General features: G+C 60.5%; 17 protein-coding genes. 11 read left to right on the top strand and 6 right to left on the bottom strand.

Features of this window, described 5'->3' with window-relative positions; all coding sequences use genetic code 11:
• Positions 1-46 precede the first annotated feature (46 nt).
• The 5 genes from ACYVIS_RS18860 to ACYVIS_RS18840 all read left to right on the top strand — a co-directional run bounded on the left by ACYVIS_RS18860 (position 47) and on the right by ACYVIS_RS18840 (position 5,059).
• Complete coding sequence (locus ACYVIS_RS18860) at positions 47-697, top strand: amino acid ABC transporter permease (RefSeq protein ID WP_232742069.1); 651 nt, start codon at positions 47-49, stop codon at positions 695-697.
• A 4-nt stretch (positions 698-701) separates the two neighbouring features.
• Positions 702-1,364 (top strand): amino acid ABC transporter permease, encoded by a 663-nt coding sequence (locus ACYVIS_RS18855; RefSeq protein ID WP_460874738.1) that lies wholly within the window; start codon positions 702-704, stop codon positions 1,362-1,364.
• A gap of 100 nt (positions 1,365-1,464) precedes the next feature.
• The gene (locus ACYVIS_RS18850) at positions 1,465-2,325 is read left to right on the top strand and encodes an amino acid ABC transporter ATP-binding protein (RefSeq protein ID WP_460874737.1); all 861 of its coding nucleotides are present in this window, start codon (positions 1,465-1,467) and stop codon (positions 2,323-2,325) included.
• 37 nt (positions 2,326-2,362) lie between these two features.
• On the top strand, positions 2,363-3,565 hold the full coding sequence (locus tag ACYVIS_RS18845) for an amino acid aminotransferase (protein ID WP_460874736.1): 1,203 nt from the start codon (positions 2,363-2,365) through the stop codon (positions 3,563-3,565).
• A 108-nt stretch (positions 3,566-3,673) separates the two neighbouring features.
• Entirely contained in the window at positions 3,674-5,059 is a 1,386-nt protein-coding gene (locus ACYVIS_RS18840) for an FAD-binding oxidoreductase (RefSeq protein WP_460874735.1), read from the top strand.
• Between the two features lie 159 nt (positions 5,060-5,218).
• Here the strand turns inward: ACYVIS_RS18840 and ACYVIS_RS18835 are convergent, their stop codons facing one another.
• The gene (locus tag ACYVIS_RS18835; protein WP_460874734.1) at positions 5,219-6,229 is read right to left on the bottom strand and encodes a LysR substrate-binding domain-containing protein; all 1,011 of its coding nucleotides are present in this window, start codon (positions 6,227-6,229) and stop codon (positions 5,219-5,221) included.
• Between the two features lie 322 nt (positions 6,230-6,551).
• On the opposite strand from ACYVIS_RS18835, the gene ACYVIS_RS18830 reads away from it, so the two are divergent.
• Both ACYVIS_RS18830 and ACYVIS_RS18825 read left to right on the top strand, forming a co-directional pair.
• A complete protein-coding gene (locus tag ACYVIS_RS18830) occupies positions 6,552-7,625 on the top strand; it encodes an aromatic ring-hydroxylating dioxygenase subunit alpha (RefSeq protein WP_460874733.1) in 1,074 nt (357 codons plus the stop codon).
• Between the two features lies 1 nt (position 7,626).
• Positions 7,627-8,850, top strand: coding sequence for a 2Fe-2S iron-sulfur cluster-binding protein (locus ACYVIS_RS18825; protein ID WP_460874732.1), 1,224 nt, complete (start codon positions 7,627-7,629; stop codon positions 8,848-8,850).
• 92 nt (positions 8,851-8,942) lie between these two features.
• Here ACYVIS_RS18825 and hutC read toward each other — a convergent pair whose 3' ends face one another.
• The gene (hutC, locus tag ACYVIS_RS18820; RefSeq protein WP_232742076.1) at positions 8,943-9,677 is read right to left on the bottom strand and encodes a histidine utilization repressor; all 735 of its coding nucleotides are present in this window, start codon (positions 9,675-9,677) and stop codon (positions 8,943-8,945) included.
• A 194-nt stretch (positions 9,678-9,871) separates the two neighbouring features.
• Here hutC and hutU point away from each other — a divergent pair, with 194 nt between their 5' ends.
• Both hutU and hutH read left to right on the top strand, forming a co-directional pair.
• Complete coding sequence (hutU, locus tag ACYVIS_RS18815; RefSeq protein ID WP_460874731.1) at positions 9,872-11,593, top strand: urocanate hydratase; 1,722 nt, start codon at positions 9,872-9,874, stop codon at positions 11,591-11,593.
• 79 nt (positions 11,594-11,672) lie between these two features.
• Positions 11,673-13,220: a histidine ammonia-lyase gene (gene hutH, locus ACYVIS_RS18810; RefSeq protein WP_232742078.1), complete on the top strand. Its 1,548-nt coding sequence runs from the start codon at positions 11,673-11,675 to the stop codon at positions 13,218-13,220.
• 845 nt (positions 13,221-14,065) lie between these two features.
• Here hutH and hutG read toward each other — a convergent pair.
• From hutG to ACYVIS_RS18790, 4 genes are read right to left on the bottom strand one after another with little or no spacing between them, the layout of a single operon-like run.
• A complete protein-coding gene (hutG, locus tag ACYVIS_RS18805; RefSeq protein ID WP_460874730.1) occupies positions 14,066-14,881 on the bottom strand; it encodes an N-formylglutamate deformylase in 816 nt (271 codons plus the stop codon).
• Positions 14,878-16,317, bottom strand: a complete 1,440-nt coding sequence (locus ACYVIS_RS18800; RefSeq protein WP_232742080.1) for a formimidoylglutamate deiminase — start codon at positions 16,315-16,317, stop codon at positions 14,878-14,880. The genes hutG and ACYVIS_RS18800 overlap by 4 nt, the downstream gene beginning before the upstream one ends.
• Entirely contained in the window at positions 16,314-17,540 is a 1,227-nt protein-coding gene (hutI, locus tag ACYVIS_RS18795) for an imidazolonepropionase (RefSeq protein WP_232742081.1), read from the bottom strand. The genes ACYVIS_RS18800 and hutI overlap by 4 nt, the downstream gene beginning before the upstream one ends.
• Positions 17,528-18,190 carry a HutD/Ves family protein gene (locus ACYVIS_RS18790; RefSeq protein ID WP_232742082.1) on the bottom strand — a complete coding sequence of 221 codons (663 nt, stop codon included), beginning with the start codon at positions 18,188-18,190 and terminating at the stop codon, positions 17,528-17,530. Before ACYVIS_RS18790 ends, hutI begins: the two co-directional genes overlap by 13 nt.
• A 583-nt stretch (positions 18,191-18,773) precedes the next feature.
• Here ACYVIS_RS18790 and ddpX point away from each other — a divergent pair.
• Together ddpX and ACYVIS_RS18780 are read left to right on the top strand one after the other, a co-directional pair.
• Positions 18,774-19,334: a D-alanyl-D-alanine dipeptidase gene (gene ddpX / locus ACYVIS_RS18785; RefSeq protein ID WP_370636016.1), complete on the top strand. Its 561-nt coding sequence runs from the start codon at positions 18,774-18,776 to the stop codon at positions 19,332-19,334.
• Between the two features lie 156 nt (positions 19,335-19,490).
• Positions 19,491-21,074, top strand: a complete 1,584-nt coding sequence (locus tag ACYVIS_RS18780) for an ABC transporter substrate-binding protein (protein ID WP_460874729.1) — start codon at positions 19,491-19,493, stop codon at positions 21,072-21,074.
• The last annotated feature ends 7 nt before the right edge of the window (positions 21,075-21,081 follow it).

Raw genomic sequence — 21,081 nt, 5'->3', positions numbered from 1 at the left:
TCCGGGGCCTTTTCAATACGCAATACGGCACCGATTCAATACGCCCATGTTTGATTTTCACGCGATTATCGATTCCTTTCCCTTGTTGATCAAGGCGGCGGAAATGACGATATTCATCTCCGTGCTCGGCTTGTGCGCCGGCTATGTGCTGGCCATCGGCGTCTCCAGCGCGCGCCTGTCGCCCCGCCGCGCCCTGCAACGCGCGGGGGCGGTTTATGTGTTTGTGTTTCGGGGGGTGCCGCTGATCGTGCAACTCATGATGGCATACTACTTTTTGCCGTTCGTGGGGATCAACGTCTCACCCATTGTGGCCTCGGCCCTGGCCATTTCCCTGTGCGAAGGCGCGTATCTGGGCGAGATACTGCGCGGCGGTTTTCTGGGTATTCCCAGAGGGCAGCTCGAAGCGACGCAACTGCTGGGTTTTTCGCGTTTCGACACACTTCTCAGAATTGAAATCCCGCAGGCGCTCAAGCTCACCATGCCTTCGCTCATCAACGAGATGATCATGCTGGTGAAGGCATCGTCGCTGATTTCCATCGTGGGCGTAGCGGAAATCACGCGCACCGCGCAAAACATCGCGGCAAGCACCTTCCTGCCCCTCGAGACGTATGTGGCTGCCGGCTGTGTCTACATGGTGATCAACGGCGCCTTGTCGCTGGCCGGTCACGCGGCCGAGCGCCGTTTCGGAAGGTCCTGACGCAATGACATTCAACATGACTCTGATCAGCCATTATTGGCCGAACATCATCAATGGATTTCTGGTCACGCTCGGTACCTGGATTGGGGCGGTATTGCTGGGCATTGCACTGGGCTTTGTCATTGCCGTGCTGCAGCTGTTCGGCGGGCGCTGGGTACGGGCGATTCTGCGCGTGTACATTGAAGTGCTGCGCACTACGCCGTTCCTGATCCAGCTGTTCATTCTTTATTATGGCGGCCCTTCGATAGGGATCGAACTGTCGGCCATAGCGGCCGGCGTTGTCGGGCTGGCGATATACGGCAGCGCCTATTTCGCCGAGTCGTTCCGCTCGGGTTTCATGTCTGTGCCGCGCGGCCATATCGAGGCCGCGCAGTGCCTGGGCATGTCCAGGCTGGCCATAGTCTGGCGCGTGCAGTTGCCGCAGATGCTGGTCATCATCACGCCGGCCCTGGTCAATCTGATCATTATCCTCAGCAAGGAAACCGCGGTGCTCTCGGTGGTGACGGTACCGGAGCTCACCGCGGTTCTGACGCAAATCGGTACCGAGCAATTTTCCTATGTCGAGACGACATTGATTCTATGTGTGTGTTATTTGTTGCTTATCGGAGTCACCGAGCGCCTGGGCCGCTGGGCCGAGCTGCGCATGAGCCGTTTTTTGGTGCGCTAGGCGCATGGCGGCGAACCGAGGCTCCTGCCCGGTTGTGCCTGTGCCGCGCAAAATGACAGGTTTTATTGGGCGGGCGCAGGCTCGCCTGTCAGGAGACAAGATGAATCGAAACGCTTCGGCGAGTGCGCAGCAGTCCCAGGATTATCTGGTTGAAGCGCGTGGCATCAGCAAGTATTACGGACAGACTCGCGTGCTGAACAATATATCGCTTGGGGTGCGCAAATCCGAAGTGACCTGCATTATCGGCCCTTCCGGTTCGGGGAAAAGCACTCTGCTGCGTTCCCTGGCCTTCCTGGAGGAATACGACGGCGGCGAAGTCCTGATCGAAGGCGAGCTGCTGGGCTATGCCGAAAAAGACGGCCAGCGCGTCAAGGCGTCGCTGGCGGAACTGAACCGGGTGCGCCGCCATGTGGGCATGGTGTTCCAGCAATTCAATCTGTGGCCGCACATGACCGCTGTCGGCAATGTGGCCGAAGCGCTGGTCCGAGTCAAGAAACTGTCGCGTGCCCAGGCGCACGAGCGCGCCCAGCGCATGCTGGCCAAGGTGGGGCTGGCCGAGAAGGCCGACGCCTATCCCATCCGCCTGTCGGGCGGCCAGCAGCAGCGGGTGGCGATTGCACGCGCCTTGGCGATGGAGCCGCACATCATGCTGTTTGACGAGCCCACCTCGGCGCTCGATCCCGAACTGGTGGGCGAGGTCTTGCAGGTCATGAAAGATCTGGCGCGCGAGGGCATGACGATGGTGGTCGTCACGCACGAAATGGGCTTTGCCGCGCAGGTGGCCGACCGGGTCGTGTTCATCGACAAGGGCGAGATTGCGGCCAGCGGCCCGCCGGAACAGATTTTCCGCGATGCCAGCCAGCCGCGCCTGCAGCAGTTCCTGCAGAATTACCTCGATCGCAATGCCTTCTGGACCCGCTCTTCAGGCCCTCAGGCGGTCACGAGCAAAATCGTGGCCTGATTTCCCAATATCCCGTTTTTCGACAAAGCAGAGAGTTATGTTTGAGCATTTGGAGCGGTACGCCGGTGATCCCATTTTTCGTCTTGGTGAAGAGTTCCATCAAGACCCGCGGTCACAAAAGGTCAACCTGACGGTGGGCCTGTATTACGACAACGAGGGCGCCATCCCGCTCTTGAAAACAGTGCAGACGGCCGAAGCGCGGCGCATCGCCAACCCGCAGCCGCGCCCTTATCTGCCGATCGAGGGCCTGGCTTCGTATCGAAGCGCCGTTCAAAAGCTGGTGTTTGGCGCCGGCAACGAGGCCCTGCATTCCGGGCGCGTGGCCACCATACAAAGCGTGGGCGGAACCGGAGCATTGAAAGTGGGCGCCGACTTCCTGCATGCCGCGTATCCCGACAGCCAGATCTGGATCAGCGATCCGGCCTGGGATAATCACCACGCCATTTTCCAGGGCGCGGGCATCAAGACGCACACCTACACCTATTACGATCCCCAAACCAAGGCCCTGCTGTTCGAGCGGATGCTTGGCGACTTAAGCGCCTTGCCCAGGCACAGCATTGTCCTGTTGCATCCGTGCTGCCACAACCCGACCGGCGTGGATCTGTCGCAGGAGCAATGGCTGCGGCTGATCCCGGTGCTGGAAGCCCACGAGCTGATCCCTTTCCTGGACATCGCCTACCAGGGCTTTGGCACAGGCCTGCAGGAAGATGCGTTTGCGATTCGCGCCATGGCCGACGCGGGCTTGTCGTTTCTGGTGGCGAATTCGTTTTCCAAGAATTTTTCGTTTTATGCCGAGCGTTGCGGCGGCTTGTCGGTGGTGTGCGCCTCGCGCGATGAAGCCGAACGCGTGCTGGGGCAACTCAAGGCCATTGTGCGCCGCATCTACTCGAACCCGCCCATGCATGGCGGGCAGGTGACGTCTACCGTTCTGAATGATCCTGAGCTATATGGCCTGTGGGAGCGGGAAGTGGCCGAAATGCGCGCCCGCATTGCCTTTGTGCGGCAGCAAGCCCACGAACAACTGAAGGTCAAATTGCCCGGCTACGACTCAAGCTATTTTGTTACGCAACAGGGCATGTTCAGCTATACCGGCTTGTCCATTGCGCAGTTGCGTGCGCTGCGCGACACGCATGGGGTGTATATCATCGACTCCGGGCGTATCAGCGTGCCGGGCCTGAATACCCACAATATCGATTACTTCACCGATGCCATGGCCAGCGTATTGCAGGAGTCGACGTAGGGGCGCCCCATGCCATGCGTATTCCGGGAGCTGATCGAAACGTAGGGGCGGCCCTTGTGGCCGCCCGATGCTGGCACAATACCTTTACGCAAACGACTAACTCAAATCATGCCAAACACCTCTGCCACCCCGACTCTGAGCACCTTGGCGGACTCGATTTCCAGTCTGCGGCCGAATGACGATATACAACGTTATTTGCAGGACGCCAGCGGCCTGCCGTCCAAGGGCGAGCCGGCCATCGTGTTTCGTCCCGCCACGCCCGAACAGCTTGCCGACATCGTGCGGGCCTGTCACAAGGAAGGGCGTACGCTGACCATCCAGGGCGGCCGCACCGGCCTGGCCGGCGGAGCGGTTCCCGATGCGGGCGACGTCGTGATCTCGCTGGAGCAGCTCACCAAAGTGGAAGAGTTCGATACGGTGGGCGGTACCATTACCGTGCAGGCCGGCATGGTGCTGGAAAATCTGTGCGCACTGGTCGAAGAGCAGGGCTGGTATTTTCCTCTGGATTTAGGTGCGCGCGGCTCGTGCCAGATCGGTGGCAACGTGGCCACCAATGCGGGTGGTAATCGCGTGCTGCGCTATGGCACCACGCGCGAGCTGGTTCTGGGGCTGGAAGTGGTGTTGGCCGATGGCACAGTATTGTCCATGTTGAACAAGGGGCTCAAGAACAATACCGGGCTCGATCTCAAGCATTTGTTCATAGGCACCGAAGGCACCCTGGGCGTGATCACGCGCGTAGTGCTGCGGCTGTTCCCAAAACCCGAGCGCCGCTATAGCGCGCTGGCCGCCGTGCAAAATGTCGAGCAGGTTGCCCAGGTATTGAAGCTGGCGCGCGCACGCCTGCCCGAGCTGTCCTCGTTCGAGGTAATGTGGCAGAGCTATCTGCTTGCGGCCGGCGAGGTGCTTAAAAAAACGCCGCCCTTCCAGGCGCAGTATCCGATTTACATCCTGCTCGAAACCGAGAGCCGTGATTCACCGCAGGCGGCTGCCGCTCTCGAGGAATTCCTGGGCGACCTGCTCGAGAACGGCCAGGCGCTGGATGTGATTGTTCCCCAGACCCACGAACAGGCAGCGCTGTTGTGGAAGTTCCGGGACGCAATCGGCGAGATTCTGCGCGAGATCCAACCCTACCTGGCTTTTGATGTGGGGATTCCCCTGCGGTCCATGGCGAGCTTTATCGAGATCATCGGCACCCGCTTGTCGCAGGCTTATCCTAATGCCAAGAACCTGTTTTTCGGGCACTTGGGCGATGGTAATCTGCATTTGTCGACGGGGCCCCATGTCGAGGCCGATCTATTGATCGTCGAAGAACTGGTGTATGCCGAAGTCGAACGCGTAGGCGGCAGCATCTCCGCCGAGCACGGCATAGGCCGCATCAAGAAGCCATTCCTCAAGTACAGCCGCAGCGCCACCGAGCGCTTGCTCATGCAGCAAATCAAGCTGGCCCTGGATGCGGACAAGGGGCTCAACAACAGCCGCATCATCGATGTCTGACGACGACGCGCGGTGCGGCCAGGCGTAAGGGCGGCCTGTCGCACTCGTACGGATGGCTTGTCAGATTATGCATAGCGGCCCTTGGCCGCCCGTGGTTGATACGTCGCCGCCAAACGGGCAGGCATAAGGCCTGCCCCTACGGAAACGGGGAATTCTCTTTCAGGCCAGCATCTGCCGGTTCAATTCGCCCTGCGATTTTCCGCGCGTGGTCAGCCAGCGGTGGAAGGCGCGGCAATGCGGCCTGTCGAAGGCGCTGTGTTTCCATTTCAACACATAGGGCCAGGGCAGCGGTAAAGCGAGCTTGAAGGGAATGATCAATTGCCCCGTGGCCACTTCGCGCGCCATCATGGAGCATTGCGCCAGCGCAAAACCCTGCCCGGCCACGGCCGCTTCAATCGTCATTTGCGACAGCGAAAAAATTTGATGGCTGTGGATGACGACACCGTCGGGTGGACGATGGCGGCTGCCGGCCTGGCTGCGTCGCGTGCCGCTGGGCTCGGTCCGATGGCCGTCGCCGGCATCGTCATCCAGATAAGCGGCGAACCACTCCTGCCACGACGGAGGCGAGGTGAACTTGGGCCGCCAATCGGTCGACAGCAGCGGGTAGTCCAGGATCTCCATCGGGCTTTGCAGCGTATTCCTGGGCGCAATCAGTGCCGGGCTGCATACCGGCACCACGCTATCGGTATAGAGATCCAGGGAGTTCTGGGACGTGGCGCCTGTGTCGCCGTAAGTAATGCGGAAATCGATATCTTCCAGATCGTTCGAGGGTTCCGAGTGACTGCCCTTGAATTGAATGGTCAGATCAGGGTAATGGGCATCCTGCCATTCGAACACCAGCGGCGCCAACCAGGCTTTAAGCAGCGACGGCAGGGCGCTGATCGACAGGTTGCGCTGGTTCTTGGATCGATCAAGCTCGGCTTGGGCCTCGCGCAGAATTTCGAAGGCGTGCGAACACGATTCGTGAAAGCGCAGGCCCGCCGCAGTCAGCTTCAAACGTTTGCCGTCCTTGAAAGTCAGGCTGGCATTGAGCGCTTCTTCCAGCAGTTTGATCTGCTGGCTGATGGCCCCGGGTGTGATCTGCAGGCGCCTGGCCGCCTCGGCCAGATTGCTGCTGTGGCCGATCGCTTCGAAGATCTGCAGCGCCCGCAAAGGAGGTAGCGGATTCATGGATAAGGGCCTCAAGAGGATGGGCCCGCCCGGGTTTGCCGGACAGCGGCTGATGATTTAGATATTCTAAACAATAATTATTATTTCGGCAGGAAAATTTATCTTATTATTTACGCATGGAAGCAGTGCGAATCACGGGCGACCACAAGGGCCGCCCATAGGGGGGCTTGGGCAAGGGCCATACCTGGCTCCAGTAGGGGCAGGCTTTGTACCCGCCCGTTTGGCCGCGATGCATTAACCGCAGGTGACCACGGTGCTTGCTTCTACGGATCGATTGTGCGGATCATATGATCGCCCGTATATATATTCAACGGAGACTCTCATGTTTTTAAATAATGCCTGGTACGTCGCTGCACTGGAAAGCGAGATCACCCGCACTCTGCACGCCACCAAGATCCTGGGTGAAGATATCGTTTTGTATCGCAAGCAGGACGGCCAGGTCGCCGCCCTCGAAGATGCCTGTCCGCATCGCAAGCTGCCGCTGTCCATGGGACGCCTGCAGGGCGACCAGGTCGAATGCGGCTATCACGGTTTAACGTTCGACTGCTCGGGCAGTTGCGTGCGCGCACCGGGTGTCGCGCATATTCCGAAAGCCGCCTTTGTGCGCAGTTTCCCCATTGTCGAGCGTTATGGCCTGGTGTGGATCTGGATGGGCGATGCCGCCCTGGCCGATCCCGCCAAAATCATGCAGGTCGAGCATTGGGGCGATCCTGCCTGGGGCATGAATCGCGGCGACGCCATGACATTGCAATGCAACTATCAGTACATGACCGACAACCTGCTTGATCCCTCCCACGTGTCATGGGTTCACCAGAGCACCTTCGGCAGCGCCGATATTGTCGGCGAGCCCTTGCAAACCGTCGTCCAGGACAACGGCGTCACCGTATCGCGCTGGATGCGCAATGTTGAAGTCGCGCCGTTCTACGCCAAGTTCGTCAAGTTCAAAGGCAATTGCGATCGCAAGCAGCAGTACGAAGTGCGGTTCCCCGCGCATGCGCTGATCCGGGCCATCTTCACCCCGGCCGGCGCGGGTACCGACAGCGAGCCCTTTCATCCGGACGTTTTCCTGATGGACTCGTATAACTTCATGACTCCGGTCGACGATTCCACCACCCGCTATTTCTGGTTCCAGATGCGCAACTTCAGCCCCGGCGACCAGGACATATCGCGTCAGTTTTCCGAAGACGTGCGTCATGCCTTTCAGGAAGACCGCGCCGTGCTGGCGGCGGTGCATGCGGGCATCGCCAAGAGCCCTTCGAAGCTTGATCTGCCGCTGGATTCGGGGCCGCTGCGGTTTCGTCGCAAGCTCAAGCAGCTGATCGACGCTGAACAAGAGGCTGCCTCGGAAGCGGCAGGCAGTGGCAGGGCCGCGACGCCTGTTCTCCAAGAGGCCTGATATGGCCGATGGCAGCGCGGCGGTCAATCGCGCGTTTCTCGACTACATCGTTGTCGCCAAGACCCGGGAAAGCGACGTCATTACGTCTTTGATCCTGGCTCCGGTTTCCGGGGTGGTGCCCGACTATCGCCCAGGCCAGCACCTGGTGTTTCGCCTGGATATCGACGGTGCCCGGGTCCTGCGGCATTACAGCGTTTCGGGCAATCCCTCCGAACCCGGCACCTTGCGGATTTCGGTCAAGCGCGAGCCCGCTCCGCGCACTCGGCCCGATCTGCCCGCCGGGCTGGGTTCCGGCCATATGCATGATCACGTGCAGGCAGGCGATACGCTGGTGGCGGCCGGGCCCATAGGGCAGTTCATTCTCGATGAAACCTCGCGTCGCCCGGTATTGCTGTTCAGCGGCGGCGTGGGCCTGACCCCCATGATGAGCATGCTGCATCGCCTCGTGCTGTCATCGGATCGCCGCGTGTATTTTGTGCACGCTTGCGAGAACGGCGATGCGCATGCATTTTCGGACGAAGTCGCCGCATTGGCACGGCAACGCCAGGGTGTGACGGTGCATTTCGCGTATCGCGAACCCACTGGGCATGACCGGATCGGGCGGAATTTCCATAGCGCAGGCCTGGTCGGTCGCGACGTATTGCAGGCCTTGTTGCCGCTGGACGATTACGACGTCTATCTATGCGGCCCTCCGGCCTTCATGCAGGCCAATTGGCGCCTGCTGCGCGGCCTGGGAGTTGCCGCCGGGCGCATTCATTATGAGTTCTTCGGGCCCGCCACGGTCCTGGAGACGGGCGAGGGCGAGCCTGACAACCCAGTAGCCGGCGCGGCGACGCAGGAACCTGGTCAGCTCATGGCTTCCCCCGCCTCCACGGCTGGCCGGACCCAGAGAACAGGTTTGCCCTTGGCGCCCGCAGAGTCCCTGCCCAGTGTTGTGCGGGCTGTCGCCGCGACGCCCGCCGCCGGCATGCAGGTCAGCTTCGGGTCGACGGGCATTACGGTGCCCTGGGACGACTCTTGTTCGTCCCTACTGGACCTGGCCGAGCAGGCGGGATTGAGTCCCGACTTCAATTGTCGTGCCGGATTATGCAACACATGTATGTCGACCCTGGTGTCCGGGCAGGTCGATTATTTCGAACCGCCGCTTGACCCTCCGCCGGAAGGCAAGGTGCTGCTGTGCTGTTCACGGCCCGCCAGCCCTCTCGTCATAGAACTCGCCACGTAAACGCAGCGGCCAGGATGGGTGCAAGGGGCGCCTTTTGCCGCGGCATCATTCTCAGAGGCGGCCGGTTGTCGTTTGCCCGCCCTCGACGCTCGTCAATACTTGCCCGCAAACTTGTATCGGTTCCCTGGGTGCCACATCGTGGCGTTCGACGTGAACGCGCGGTTCGAGAAGGTGATCCGGTCCATTACCAGGCAAGGCTGCGACACTGGAATATCCAGCGGCGCGGCGATTTCCTTGGTAGGCAGCCTGACCTCGATCGTGTATTGCCCGCTGGGCAGAGGAGCCACGCGCATCAAGTATTCGTTGGGTGTCTGGGTTTCCCAATTTTGCTCCAGGTAATCCGGGGCGACCGAGGAGTCGACCAGCCGGTCTTCGATCTGGATCGCGATGTCGTTTTCATAATGCACGATGACCGAGCGGAACAGCTTGGTTTCAGGCGCAATCTGGAATCGCCGCGCCTGGATGTCATTGGCTGGCAAGGACTCCAGTTGCAAGACCTTGCTGCTATGGCGATGGCCGCGGTCGCGGATGTCTTGCGCGATGCTGCGGATTTCGATCAACGTCGACTGGAATTTGGGTTGCGCCACAAAGGTGCCCGAGCCCTTGTAGCGCACCAGCAGTTGGTCGGTCGTGAGTTCGCGCAGAGCGCGATTGACCGTCATGCGGGAGACGTTGAACGTTTCGCACAAGGCCAGCTCGGTGGGAATCAGGTCACCCTCTTTCCAGACCCCATTTTGAATTTGTTCGAGAACATAGTTCTTGATCTGCTGATAGGCCGGCTGGACATCACCTGGCTTTAGTTCCGGAACGGGGCGTTTGTGACGCATGTCATCTCCTAACATATTGATATTTTTGGGTTTTAAAAAAATATCATTTATATGTATAGACAAATAAAAAGTTTGCCTATACATTACACCTTGAGCTTACAAGAAATTAAGCAGTTTGTCGGCGGAAATCGGTGCAAAGCCGGGACATCCGGCCCAGGCCCGATCGAATTCCGACGCACCCATCACATCTGGAGATGAACGTGTCCAAAGATTCAGCAAGCACAATCAATCACGATCCGCGTTACGACGCCAGCCGCGAAATCCATGCCCCCACCGGCCCGACACTGCATTGCAAGAGCTGGGTGACCGAGGCGGCGTATCGCATGATCCAGAACAATCTCGACCCAGCCGTGGCCGAAAACCCCAAGCATTTGGTGGTATACGGCGGCATTGGCCGAGCGGCCCGCAACTGGAAGTGCTACGACAAAATACTCGAGACCTTGAAAACGCTCGAAGACGATGAGTCTTTGCTCATTCAGTCGGGCAAGCCCGTGGGCGTGTTCAAGACCCACAAGGACGCTCCGCGCGTCCTGATCGCCAATTCCAATCTGGTCCCCAAATGGGCGACCTGGGAAAAATTTCACGAACTGGACCGCGCCGGACTGTTCATGTACGGCCAAATGACGGCCGGCAGCTGGATTTACATTGGCAGCCAGGGCATTATCCAGGGCACCTACGAAACCTTTGTCGAAGCCGCGCGCCAGCATTTCAGCGGCAGCATGGAAGGGCGCTGGATCCTGACGGCGGGCCTGGGCGGCATGGGTGGCGCGCAGCCATTGGCGGCCAGCTTTGCCGGCGCCTGCTCGCTGACCATCGAGTGCCAGCAATCGAGCATCGACTTTCGTCTCAAGACGCGTTATCTGGACAAACAGGCACGCGATCTGGACGAAGCGCTGGAATTGATCGGGCACCATACGGCGCGCAAGGAAGCCATATCCATAGGCCTGCTGGGCAATGCGGCCGATGTCTTGCCTGAACTGGTGAAGCGCGTTAAGCAGGGCGGCATACGCCCCGATCTGGTCACCGATCAGACCTCGGCGCATGACCTCGTCAATGGCTACCTGCCTTCAGGCTGGGCCGTGGCGCAATGGAAAGCGGCGCAAAAAGACCCAGGCCAGCATGCCGGATTACAGGCCGAGGCGGCCCGCTCGTGTGCCGTGCATGTGCAGGCCATGCTCGATTTCCAGAGCATGGGCGTGCCGGTGGTCGACTACGGCAACAACATCCGTCAGGTGGCTTTCGATCAAGGAGTGCAAAACGCGTTCGATTTTCCCGGTTTCGTGCCGGCCTATATACGCCCGCTGTTCTGCGAAGGCAAGGGGCCCTTCCGCTGGGTGGCGTTGTCGGGCGACCCCGAAGACATCTATAAAACAGACCGCAAGCTCAAAGAGCTGTTTCCCGCCAATAAACACGTGCACCGCTGGCTGGACATGGCCAGGGAGCGCATTGCCTTTCAGGGGCTGCCGGCGCGTATTTGCTGGCTCGGCCTGGGTGAGCGCGATGTGGCCGGCCTGGCGTTTAACGAGATGGTCAAGAGCGGCGAACTGAAAGGTCCCATCGTGATCGGCCGCGATCATCTGGACACGGGCTCGGTAGCCAGCCCCAATCGTGAAACCGAAGCCATGCGCGACGGTACCGACGCGGTTTCCGACTGGCCCTTGCTCAATGCGCTGCTCAACACGGCCGGGGGCGCCAGCTGGGTTTCGTTCCATCACGGCGGCGGAGTAGGGATGGGCTACAGCCAGCATGCGGGCATGGTGATTGTGGCCGACGGCAGCGATGCCGCGCGCGAGCGGCTGGCACGCGTGCTGGTCAACGATTGCGCCAGCGGCGTCATGCGCCACGCCGATGCCGGCTACGAGCTGGCGATCAAGACCGCGCGGGAATACGGTTTGAAACTGCCGATGATCGATTGAAAAGCCGAAAAAGAAGGTCGGCCCCGTTTTTTTCATCCCCCCCGACCCCTGCAACACTGTTACGTACCAAGAGCGAGTCATGAAACATACCCTGTTGATTCAACCCGGAAAACTCAGCCTGAAAGAAATTCGCAGCATCTGGCGCGACGAAGTCAATCTTGCCCTGCCCGACAGCGCGATCGAAGCCATGAATGCTTCCTCGGCCATCGTCAAGAAAATCATCGACAAAGGCGATGCCGCGTATGGCATCAATACTGGCTTCGGCAAACTGGCGCATACCCGGATCCCCGACGAAGACCTTGAGCGTCTGCAGAAAAACCTGATTCTTTCGCATTCGGTGGGCGTGGGCGAAGCCCTCTCGCCCGAAGTGGTACGCTTGGTCATGGCCCTGAAAATCGGCAGCCTGGCGCGCGGTTTTTCGGGCATACGTCCGGCCGTGGTAACGGCACTGCTCGATATGTACAACGCGGGCGTGGTGCCGCATATTCCCGCCAAAGGCTCGGTGGGCGCTTCGGGCGACCTGGCTCCCTTGTCGCACATGACGCTGACCCTGATCGGCGAGGGGCGGGCGTTTTATAAGGGGCAGTCGATGGAATCGAGCGAGGCCCTGCGCCAGGCCGGCATCGCTCCCATTGTGCTGGCCGCCAAAGAAGGCCTGGCCTTGATCAACGGCACGCAGGTGTCGACGGCCTTGTCCCTGAATGGCTTGTTCGTGGGCACTATTCTGTTTCGCAATGCCGTGCTGGCGGGGGCGCTCAGCGTCGACGCCGCCAAGGGCAGCGACGCGCCCTTCGATCCGCGCGTCCATGAAATTCGCGGCCAGGCCGGCCAGATTTATGCCGCGGACCTGTATCGCCGCTTATTGGCCGGCAGCGAAATCCGCCAATCGCACAGGCTGAACGACAACAAGGTGCAGGACCCGTACAGCCTGCGCTGCCAGCCCCAAGTCATGGGTGCGGTGCACGATCTATTGCAGCAGGCCTCGAATACCTTGCTGATCGAGGCCAATGCCGTGACGGACAATCCTCTGATTTTTCCCGGAAAGGATGGCCAGCCCGATCAGGTTATTTCGGGAGGCAACTTTCATGCGGAACCGGTGGCGTTTGCGTCCGACATCCTGGCCCTGGCGATTTCTGAAATCGGCGGCCTGGCCGAACGCCGCGTGGCCTTGCTGATCGACGCCAGTATTTCCGGCCTGCCGCCGTTCCTGGTGCCTTCCGCCGGCTTGAACTCGGGCTTCATGATTGCGCATGTCACGGCCGCCGCTCTGGCATCCGAAAACAAATCCCTGGCGCATCCCGCCAGCGTCGACAGCCTGCCCACTTCAGCCAACCAGGAAGACCATGTCAGCATGGCGACCTTCGCCGGCCGCAGGCTGATCGAGATGACGCAGAACACGGCAAGCATTATCGCCATCGAATTGATGTGTGCGGCACAGGGTATCGATTTCCATGCTCCCATGAAAACCTCGGGGCCATTGCAACAAGTGCACAGCCTGATACGCGCGGCCGTGCCGTTCTATCAGGAAGACCGCCTGCTGGCCCCGGACATCGATGCGCTGACCGAGCGCGTGCTCAGCGAAGCCTTGCTTGCCGGGCAGGAGTGGTCCGCGACTGACATGGTTTAGAGCATTTTTGGTTTAGATGTTTACGGCACTGGACGCTGTTGAGTCACTTTGTTTTTAGCCGTTTTTAGGATTGGGTAGGCTGTACTGGCTTGAGCGATGAATTTGGGCTGTGCGTTGCTGTGTAGTCTGTGTAGGCGCGATCGTAGTTCTATTAAGACGCCGCAGGGTGGGTGGTGCTGTACAGTCCGGCACGTCCAGCGGTCGGCTAGCTGCGCTAGCCGACTACCCGGGTCTGCCTCGTCCAGGCGGGCGTCGGGCGAACTCGCCCGGCCTCGCGAGGCCGGGCTCAGACAGCGCCCGCCGAAGGCCCCCGCCTTCCCTTCGTCAGCACCCGGCGCTGGACTACCGCCGGACTGCACAGCACCACCCACCCTGCGGCTTGCGTTGAGGAAATGCATAGAGGGAAGCGTTGAGGTCATGCATCGAGGTATACGCTGAGTCGGCAAGTTCATTCCAGGCATGCCGCAATGTGAGCCGTCTATCGGGGCTAGGGGTCAGGACCGGCGTAAGGCGTGCGCCGGATGCTACCGTAGGGAAGGCGGGGGCTTTCGGCGGGCCATGTTTGAGCGGAGCCGCGCCAGCGGCGTAGCGAGTTTGGCCCGACGCCCGCCTGGACGAGGTAGATCCGGATCAAGCACGCCGTGCCGGTCCTGACCCTAGCCCCGATAGACGGCGTCTTCAAATACCAAACCGTTGAATACCATAAAACAACTCGAACCAAAAAATGCGCTAGTTGACCTGTATAGATTGATACAAGGGCCACCGCCGTGTCGTAAGAACGCAGGTGGCCGCTATAAAACGGCCCCACGGAAACAGCCTCCCGCGGGCAGCTACAAGGGTCATCCCTACGAAATCTTTCGCAGCCACTCCAGGGCCACTTCAACCGCGGCCTGCACGGCCGGGGCCGCCTCCTTGGCCCTGTCCTCCACATAGGCATAAGGATGGCTTTCATCCATATAGGTAATTTGCGACTGCTCCAATTGCACCGCAATCACGCCTTCCGAAGGGCGACCGTACTCGCGGGTAATATATCCGCCCGTAAACCGGCCATTGGCCACCGCGGTGTAGCGACCCCGGCGCGTAACCGTGTCGGCCAGTTCCTGGGCCAGGCCGGCCGGCGCGCTCGCATCCCGGGACGTGCCGAAATTGAAATCCGGCAGCCGCCCTTCAAAAAAACGCGGTACATGCGAGCGTATTGAATGCGCTTCCCACAGCAGCGCCTTGCCGTGCTTGTTCCTGAGCCGTTCGATCTCTTGCTGAAGCGCCGCATGATAAGGCCGCCAGTACAGATCCAGGCGCCGCTTCTGCTCGGCTTCGCCGGGCTCGTGCCCGGGGGCGTACAGCGCTTCCTTGTCGAATGTATCCACAGGCAGCAAGCCCGTGGTGTCCTGGCCGGGGTACAGATTGGCGCCATCGGGAGGGCGGTTCAGGTCGATGACGTAGCGCGAATAGCCGGGCTGCAATATCGACGCCCCCATTGTCTGGGCAAAGGCGTACAGGCGATCCAGATGCCAATCGGTATCGTCGTAGCGCTGGGCTATGGGCGTCATGGTGCGTGCGATATCGGCTGGGATGCGGGTGCCCATATGCGGGATCGACACCAGGAGTGGAATCGATCCCTGGGCAAGGGTAAAGACGGGTTGATCGGTGGCAGTGCTCATGATCGAGATCCTTGCTGTAGTAATTCCGTAAGGGCGAGCCGGTAGCGCGCATACGCCTGTTCTTCGCCGTGATGGCGCCGCTCGCGCACGACATGCCGGCCCGCGACATATACATCGCGAATGGCGGTGGTGGCGCTGCGCTCGCTGAAGACGAGCCCCGATAGCCACATGTCGGGCCGTTGCTCGGCCAAGTGTGGATGATCGGGATCGAGCACCATGAAGTCGGCCTGGCGGCCCACGACCAGGGATCCGATGGAGCGGCCGCTGGCCAGGGCGCCGCCGGACGCCGCATCGTCAAAGAGCCGGTCGGCCACCTGCGGCTGCCGGGGCGAGGCCAGCACATTGCGTTCATGGCGCAACAGGCGCTGCCCATATTCCAGTAGGCGCAGTTCCGAGCGCCAGTCCACGCCGATGTGGCTATCGGAGCCCAGTCCGAAACGCCCTTGGGCGGACAGGTAATCCGCGGCGGGAAAGATACCGTCGCCCAGATTGGCTTCGGTTATCGGGCACAGGCCCGCCACGGCGCCGCTTTGGGCAAGCGCTTGAGTTTCGTCGCCGTCTACATGGGTGGCGTGCACCAGGCACCAGCGCTGATCGACCTTGAAATGATCGAGCAGCCAGCGTACTGGCCGGACTCCTTCGGTTTCCACACAGGCCTGAACTTCAGCCAGTTGCTCGGCAATATGAATATGGATAGGCGCATTTGGGAAATGCCGGTCGAGGCCATTGAACAGGGCCTTGAGCGAGGAGGGAGAAACCGCGCGCAAGGAATGCGGCGCAACACCGTAGCGCCGTTGCGCGCTTTCCGGCCGGGCGTGGCGCAGGCCCTCGAGCATGTCCAGCAATTGTTCGGGTGTATTGATGAAGCGCCGCTGGTCCTGGCGCGGCGCCTGCGCTCCAAAGCCGCTGTATTGGTACAGCACAGGCAGCATGGTCATGCCTATGCCGGCCTGTTCCGCTGCATCGACAACCCGTTCCGACAACTCGGCCGGCCGGGTGTGGCGCATGCCATCGGCCTGGTGGTGCACGTAATGGAATTCGCACACCGAGGTATAGCCCGCCTTCAGCATTTCGATATACAGCCAGTGCGCGATGGCCGATATGCTGTCGGGCGAAAGGCGGGCCGCAAAGCGGTACATCAGGTCGCGCCAGCTCCAGAAGCTATCGGCCGCATTGGCGCGGTATTCGGTCAAGCCCGCCATGGCGCTTTGGAAAGCATGCGAATGCAGGTTGGGCATGCCGGCGAGGACCGGTCCGCAAACACGCTGAAGATTCAGGGTTTCACCCAGAACTTCCTCCGTGATGTGGCTACGCACGGTGGTAAGCGTACCGTTTTCATTCCATTCCAGCAGCACATCGGGCTGCCAGCCGCTGCGCAGACGGGCATAGGGGGCAAACAGAGCGCCGCCTGCCGGGCTCGGTGTCTTGTCGCTCATGCGTTTCCTCGTTTGTCGATGGAGATCTGGCCGTGGCGCACGACCAGCTGGCAGCGATTCAGGCCGCTCCAGTAGGCCAGCTCGGCCAGCGATTCGATGTCCCAGGCCACGAAGTCGGCGGGGGCGCCCAGGGTAATTTCGCCGCGTATGTCGGGATGGTTCAATGCCTGCGCCGCATGGATCGTTACGCCCGCCAGCGCTTCAGGTACCGATAGCCTGAACAAGGTGCAGGCCATGTTCAGCATGAGCAGCAGCGAGGTGGTGGGCGAGGTGCCGGGATTGCTGTCGGTTGAAATCGCGATGGGCACCCGATGCCGGCGCAGCAGGGCAATGGGCGGCAACTGGGTTTCGCGGATGAAGTAATACGCGCCGGGCAGCAGCACGGCCACGGTGCCGGCGTCGCGCATGGCGATCACGCCGGCCTCGTCGAGGAATTCCAGATGGTCGGCCGACAAGGCCTTGTAACGCGCTGCGAGGGCGGTCCCGCCCAGCAGTGAAAGTTGCTCGGCGTGCATTTTGACCGGCAGGCCGAAACGCCTGGCGGCCTGGAATACCCGTTCGGATTGAGCCAGGCTAAAGCCTATGCCTTCGCAGAACACATCGACCGCATCGACCAGCTTTTCCTCGACCAGGGCGGGCAGCATGACATCGCACACCAGGTCGATATAGTCGTCGGCGCGGCCGGCGTATTCGGGGGGCAGCGCATGCGCGCCCAGAAAAGTGGTAAGCACCGTAACGGGGCGGGCTCGCCCCAGGCGTCGCGCCACGCGCAGCATCTTGCGTTCATTTTCCAGGTCCAGCCCATAGCCGGACTTGATTTCGATCGCGGTCACGCCCTCGGCCAGCAGAGCATCGAGACGGTGCAAGGCGGTGCGAAACAGTGTGTCTTCGCTGGCATCGCGTGTCGCGCGTACGGTCGATATAATGCCGCCGCCCCGCCGGGCGATTTCTTCATAGCTGACCCCGGCCAGCCTCTGCGCGAATTCTTCCGCCCGGTTGCCGCCGTACACCAAGTGAGTGTGGCAGTCGATCAGCCCCGGGGTAACCAGCGCGCCCCGCAGATCGTGCTTCGGGCAATCCAGGTAGGGGGAGGGCAGTTGCGCCGAAGGGCCGAACCATTCGATGCGCTGGCCGCGTACAACCAGAGTGGCATTTTCAATAAGTTTTTCCGGGTTCGCCGTGGGAGCCAGCCTGGCATTGGTCCATAGGCTTATATCCGACATGGGAAGTCTCCTTGCAGGCGTATGCGCACGTCTATCAGGCGGTCATCGCCGGCGCCTGCGGGTTCGATGGCAAGCCGCAGGGCAGCTTCGCCCGACAGCGTCACGATCAAAGTATCGCCTGTTTGCAGCATATCCGGCGCATCCCGCCAGCCCATATCTCCAGACCGGATCCCGAATGAACCAGCCGCGCAATGCAAAGCAGTGCAGCCTGGTTCCAGCGTCAAGGTTTGCGCCGTCTCACGCACATCCAGCCGGCCTGTGCCGGCCCCGCGCCGCACCATAAGATTGAAGTCTTGCGTCGGCCCATTAGGCAATTCGGCGCGGATAGGGGTTTCGCCCAAGAACCTGTGAGGCTCCCAGCGCGACAGACGGTGCGGTTCACCGCCGGCCTCATCAATGAGAATCATCGGCCCGCCGCGCGTTACCACCAGGGTGCGGTCGATATTGTGAAAGGTTGAAAAAGGCCCCGCCTGGGCGACATCGGCTACGCTGATGCGCCATAGGAAAGATTCGAACGAAGCATTGCCGGGGTGGCTGGCGATTTCGCGCGTGACGCCGCCGCCATTCTTCCAGGGCACCGCCCGCAGGTCGGCGGCCGCAATCAGGTCGACATGAATGGAAGGAGGGGCATGGTCGGTGTTCGGCGGCATCTCGGTGCTTCTTTCTTCATTGATCGTGCTTGTATATACAATTATTCATCAATTGATCCGGAATAGCAATCTGGCCTTGCCGCGATGGCAGCCCGGCAGGCGTTTCCGCACGATACGCCGATGTGCCAATTCACTGTTGCGGCGCGAGCCCGGCAATACGCTGAAATAAGTAAACTCTGGCAAGATCGCCCGATAAGGCGTTAAATTGGGTTTATGCCCTGAAACAGGACGTGTAGACAAGGAGTCTGCCATGACAAGCACCGATATTATTGTGGTATTGCTTCTAGGGGTAGGCGTAGCGTGCTCCCTGACATTATTATTTTGGCTGGTGCGTCTGATCAAGCGCGATCGGCGCGGCAACAGCCATTGAACGGCTCGCCGGGCCACGCGCGCAGCCTGGCGGGCGCCTGACCCGGCTTTGAGTCGCACACGAATCACAGATGCTCGAACGCAACAGGCCTTCACCGACCATTCAGAAGAACCGATGAAAGATAGCAATAATCTCGACCCCATGGCTACCCTCGCCGTCCAGATCAATTCCCTCGACAACCCCCTGACTGTCCACCTAAATGGATCACCCTCAATCGCCTCGGGTGAGTTGGTGGAAATCACTTCCGCAAACTATCCCGTCGATATCGACCTGGTTTACGCGAGCGCCGACAATCTGGCGGGCCGGCCTGTTTACGCCGCGGCGCGCTGCGCGTTGCGCCCAGAGGCCGCCGCCTGTTTGCTGAAGGCCGCCGTAGCCGCGCAGCGTGCCGGCTATCGGATAAAGGTATTCGATGCCTATCGTCCGCCGCGCGCCCAGCGGATTTTCTGGGCGCTGTGTCCCGATCCGCGCTATATCGCCGATGCGAATCTGGGCTCGAACCATACTCGCGGCACCGCTGTCGATGCGACCTTGCTCGACGACAAAGGCGTGGCCCTGGACATGGGCACGGGCTTCGATGCCATGGAAGATCGTTCGCACCATGATCGCGACGATTTGCCTGTCGCCGTGCAACGCAACCGCAGCCTTTTGCTTGGAATCATGCTGCGTGCGGGGTTTCGTTCGATCAACACGGAATGGTGGCATTACGAGCTGCCGGACTCCAAGTCTTATGCTCTGCTGGATGATCCTATCGTCACGGCGGTAGACAAGTAGGCGGGCCGTTGTCGCCTGCATTCGGCAGGCCTGGCGACCTGCCGCTCGGCTTGAGCCGGCGGGAACGCCCATATATGCCTGGTTCAGGTGTATTGCCAGGTGTGGGTGACTCGTGTAAGTTGCGGGGGTGTTCATGGTTCTCACTGGAGATGTGTGATGTTCAAGTCGGCTTTCCGTTTCGCCTGTTTGCCTCTGCTGCATCGACGCCCTTTGGTATTGCTTGCCGGCCTGGGCATGGTTGCCTTGATGTCGGCGGCGCAGGCCATGGCGCCCAAAGATACGCTGATGATCGGCAAGTCGGCCGATCCGCAAACGCTGGATCCGGCGATCACGATCGACAATAACGACTGGACTGTTACCTACCCGGCATATCAGAAGTTGATGCGCTACAAGCAAACCGCCGACGGCAAGGGCTCGACCGAGGTCGAAGGCGACCTGGCCGCAAGCTGGACCGTATCGCCCGACAACCTTACCTGGACGTTCAAGCTTCAGCCCAATCAGAAATTTGCCGATGGCGCGGCCGTCGATGCCCAGGCGGTGAAGTTTTCCTTTGATCGCCTGCTAAGGCTCAAGCAAGGGCCGTCCGAGGCTTTCCCGAAAGGGCTCGAAGTGACGGTCATCGATCCCATGACGGTGCAATTCCGGCTTAAAGCACCGTTCGCCCCATTTCTATACACGCTGGCCAATAACGGCGCAGCTATCATCAACCCCGACGCGGCCAAGCGCGACGGCGGTATCGACGCGTACCTGTCGCGCAATACCGCGGGGTCCGGTCCCTACCGCCTGGTGTCATGGCAGAAAGGCCAGGCCTTGACACTCGAACCCAATCCCCATTACGGCGGCACCAAGAAGCTGCACATGGCCAAGGTGGTCATCAAGATCGTGCCTGAGGCAACATCGCGCCGCTTGCAGCTGCAGCATGGCGATCTGGATATTGCCGAGGAAATGCCGGTCGACCAAATAGTGGCCCTGAAGTCCACGCCCACCGTCAAGGTGGTGGAATATCCCTCCTTGCGCGTGACTTACCTGTATCTCAACAACAAGACAGGTCCGCTCAAGAATCCCGATCTGCGCCATGCCGTGGTCGATGCCATCGACTACACCGGCGTCATCGACGGCATTCTGCTCAAGCAGGCCAAACAAACTCGCGGCCCCATACCCGAGGGCATGTGGGGCTACGATGCCAAGCTGCCCTTGCCCAGGCAGAATCTCGATGCGGCCAAGGCCGAACTCAAAAAATCCGGCGAAGCCAAGGCGACGCTGGTGCTCAAGTACTCCACCAAGGATCCCAACTGGGAGGCCATCGCGCTCACCACCCAGGCCAACCTGGCGGCCATCGGCATCAAGGTCAGGCTGGAAAAACTGGCCAACGCGACCTTGCGCGAACAACTGGGCAAGGGCGACTTCGATATTTCAGTCGGCAACTGGAGCCCCGACTTCGCCGATCCCTACATGTTCACCAGCTACTGGTTCGATTCCGACAAGCAGGGGCTGGCCGGCAATCGTTCGTTCTACTCGAACCCCGAAGTGGACAAGTGGTTGCGCGAAGCCGCCACGCTTAGCGACCAGAACCAGCGCATCGCCTTGTACGACAAGGTGCAGCAGCAAGTCGTCAAAGATGCCGCCTATGTGTATCTGTACCAGAAGAATTACCAGGCCGCCATGCGCACCGATGTCAAGGGTTTCGTCTTCAACCCCATGCTCGAGCAGGTATTCAACGTAGCCGACATCACCAAGTAGGGACGGC

The sequence above is a fragment of the Paralcaligenes ginsengisoli genome, assembly GCF_054781135.1.
This window is presented reverse-complemented; position numbering and strand designations above follow the sequence as displayed.

What these genes read in the sequence shown, in the direction of transcription:
- ACYVIS_RS18860 (WP_232742069.1), top strand. Translation starts at nt 47, where the DNA reads ATGTTTGATTTTCACGCGATTATCGATTCCTTTCCCTTGTTGATCAAG.
- ACYVIS_RS18855 (WP_460874738.1), top strand. Translation starts at nt 702, where the DNA reads ATGACATTCAACATGACTCTGATCAGCCATTATTGGCCGAACATCATC.
- ACYVIS_RS18850 (WP_460874737.1), top strand. Translation starts at nt 1,465, where the DNA reads ATGAATCGAAACGCTTCGGCGAGTGCGCAGCAGTCCCAGGATTATCTG.
- ACYVIS_RS18845 (WP_460874736.1), top strand. Translation starts at nt 2,363, where the DNA reads ATGTTTGAGCATTTGGAGCGGTACGCCGGTGATCCCATTTTTCGTCTT.
- ACYVIS_RS18840 (WP_460874735.1), top strand. Translation starts at nt 3,674, where the DNA reads ATGCCAAACACCTCTGCCACCCCGACTCTGAGCACCTTGGCGGACTCG.
- ACYVIS_RS18835 (WP_460874734.1), bottom strand. Translation starts at nt 6,229, where the DNA reads ATGAATCCGCTACCTCCTTTGCGGGCGCTGCAGATCTTCGAAGCGATC.
- ACYVIS_RS18830 (WP_460874733.1), top strand. Translation starts at nt 6,552, where the DNA reads ATGTTTTTAAATAATGCCTGGTACGTCGCTGCACTGGAAAGCGAGATC.
- ACYVIS_RS18825 (WP_460874732.1), top strand. Translation starts at nt 7,627, where the DNA reads ATGGCCGATGGCAGCGCGGCGGTCAATCGCGCGTTTCTCGACTACATC.
- hutC (WP_232742076.1), bottom strand. Translation starts at nt 9,677, where the DNA reads ATGCGTCACAAACGCCCCGTTCCGGAACTAAAGCCAGGTGATGTCCAG.
- hutU (WP_460874731.1), top strand. Translation starts at nt 9,872, where the DNA reads ATGAACGTGTCCAAAGATTCAGCAAGCACAATCAATCACGATCCGCGT.
- hutH (WP_232742078.1), top strand. Translation starts at nt 11,673, where the DNA reads ATGAAACATACCCTGTTGATTCAACCCGGAAAACTCAGCCTGAAAGAA.
- hutG (WP_460874730.1), bottom strand. Translation starts at nt 14,881, where the DNA reads ATGAGCACTGCCACCGATCAACCCGTCTTTACCCTTGCCCAGGGATCG.
- ACYVIS_RS18800 (WP_232742080.1), bottom strand. Translation starts at nt 16,317, where the DNA reads ATGAGCGACAAGACACCGAGCCCGGCAGGCGGCGCTCTGTTTGCCCCC.
- hutI (WP_232742081.1), bottom strand. Translation starts at nt 17,540, where the DNA reads ATGTCGGATATAAGCCTATGGACCAATGCCAGGCTGGCTCCCACGGCG.
- ACYVIS_RS18790 (WP_232742082.1), bottom strand. Translation starts at nt 18,190, where the DNA reads ATGCCGCCGAACACCGACCATGCCCCTCCTTCCATTCATGTCGACCTG.
- ACYVIS_RS18780 (WP_460874729.1), top strand. Translation starts at nt 19,491, where the DNA reads ATGTTCAAGTCGGCTTTCCGTTTCGCCTGTTTGCCTCTGCTGCATCGA.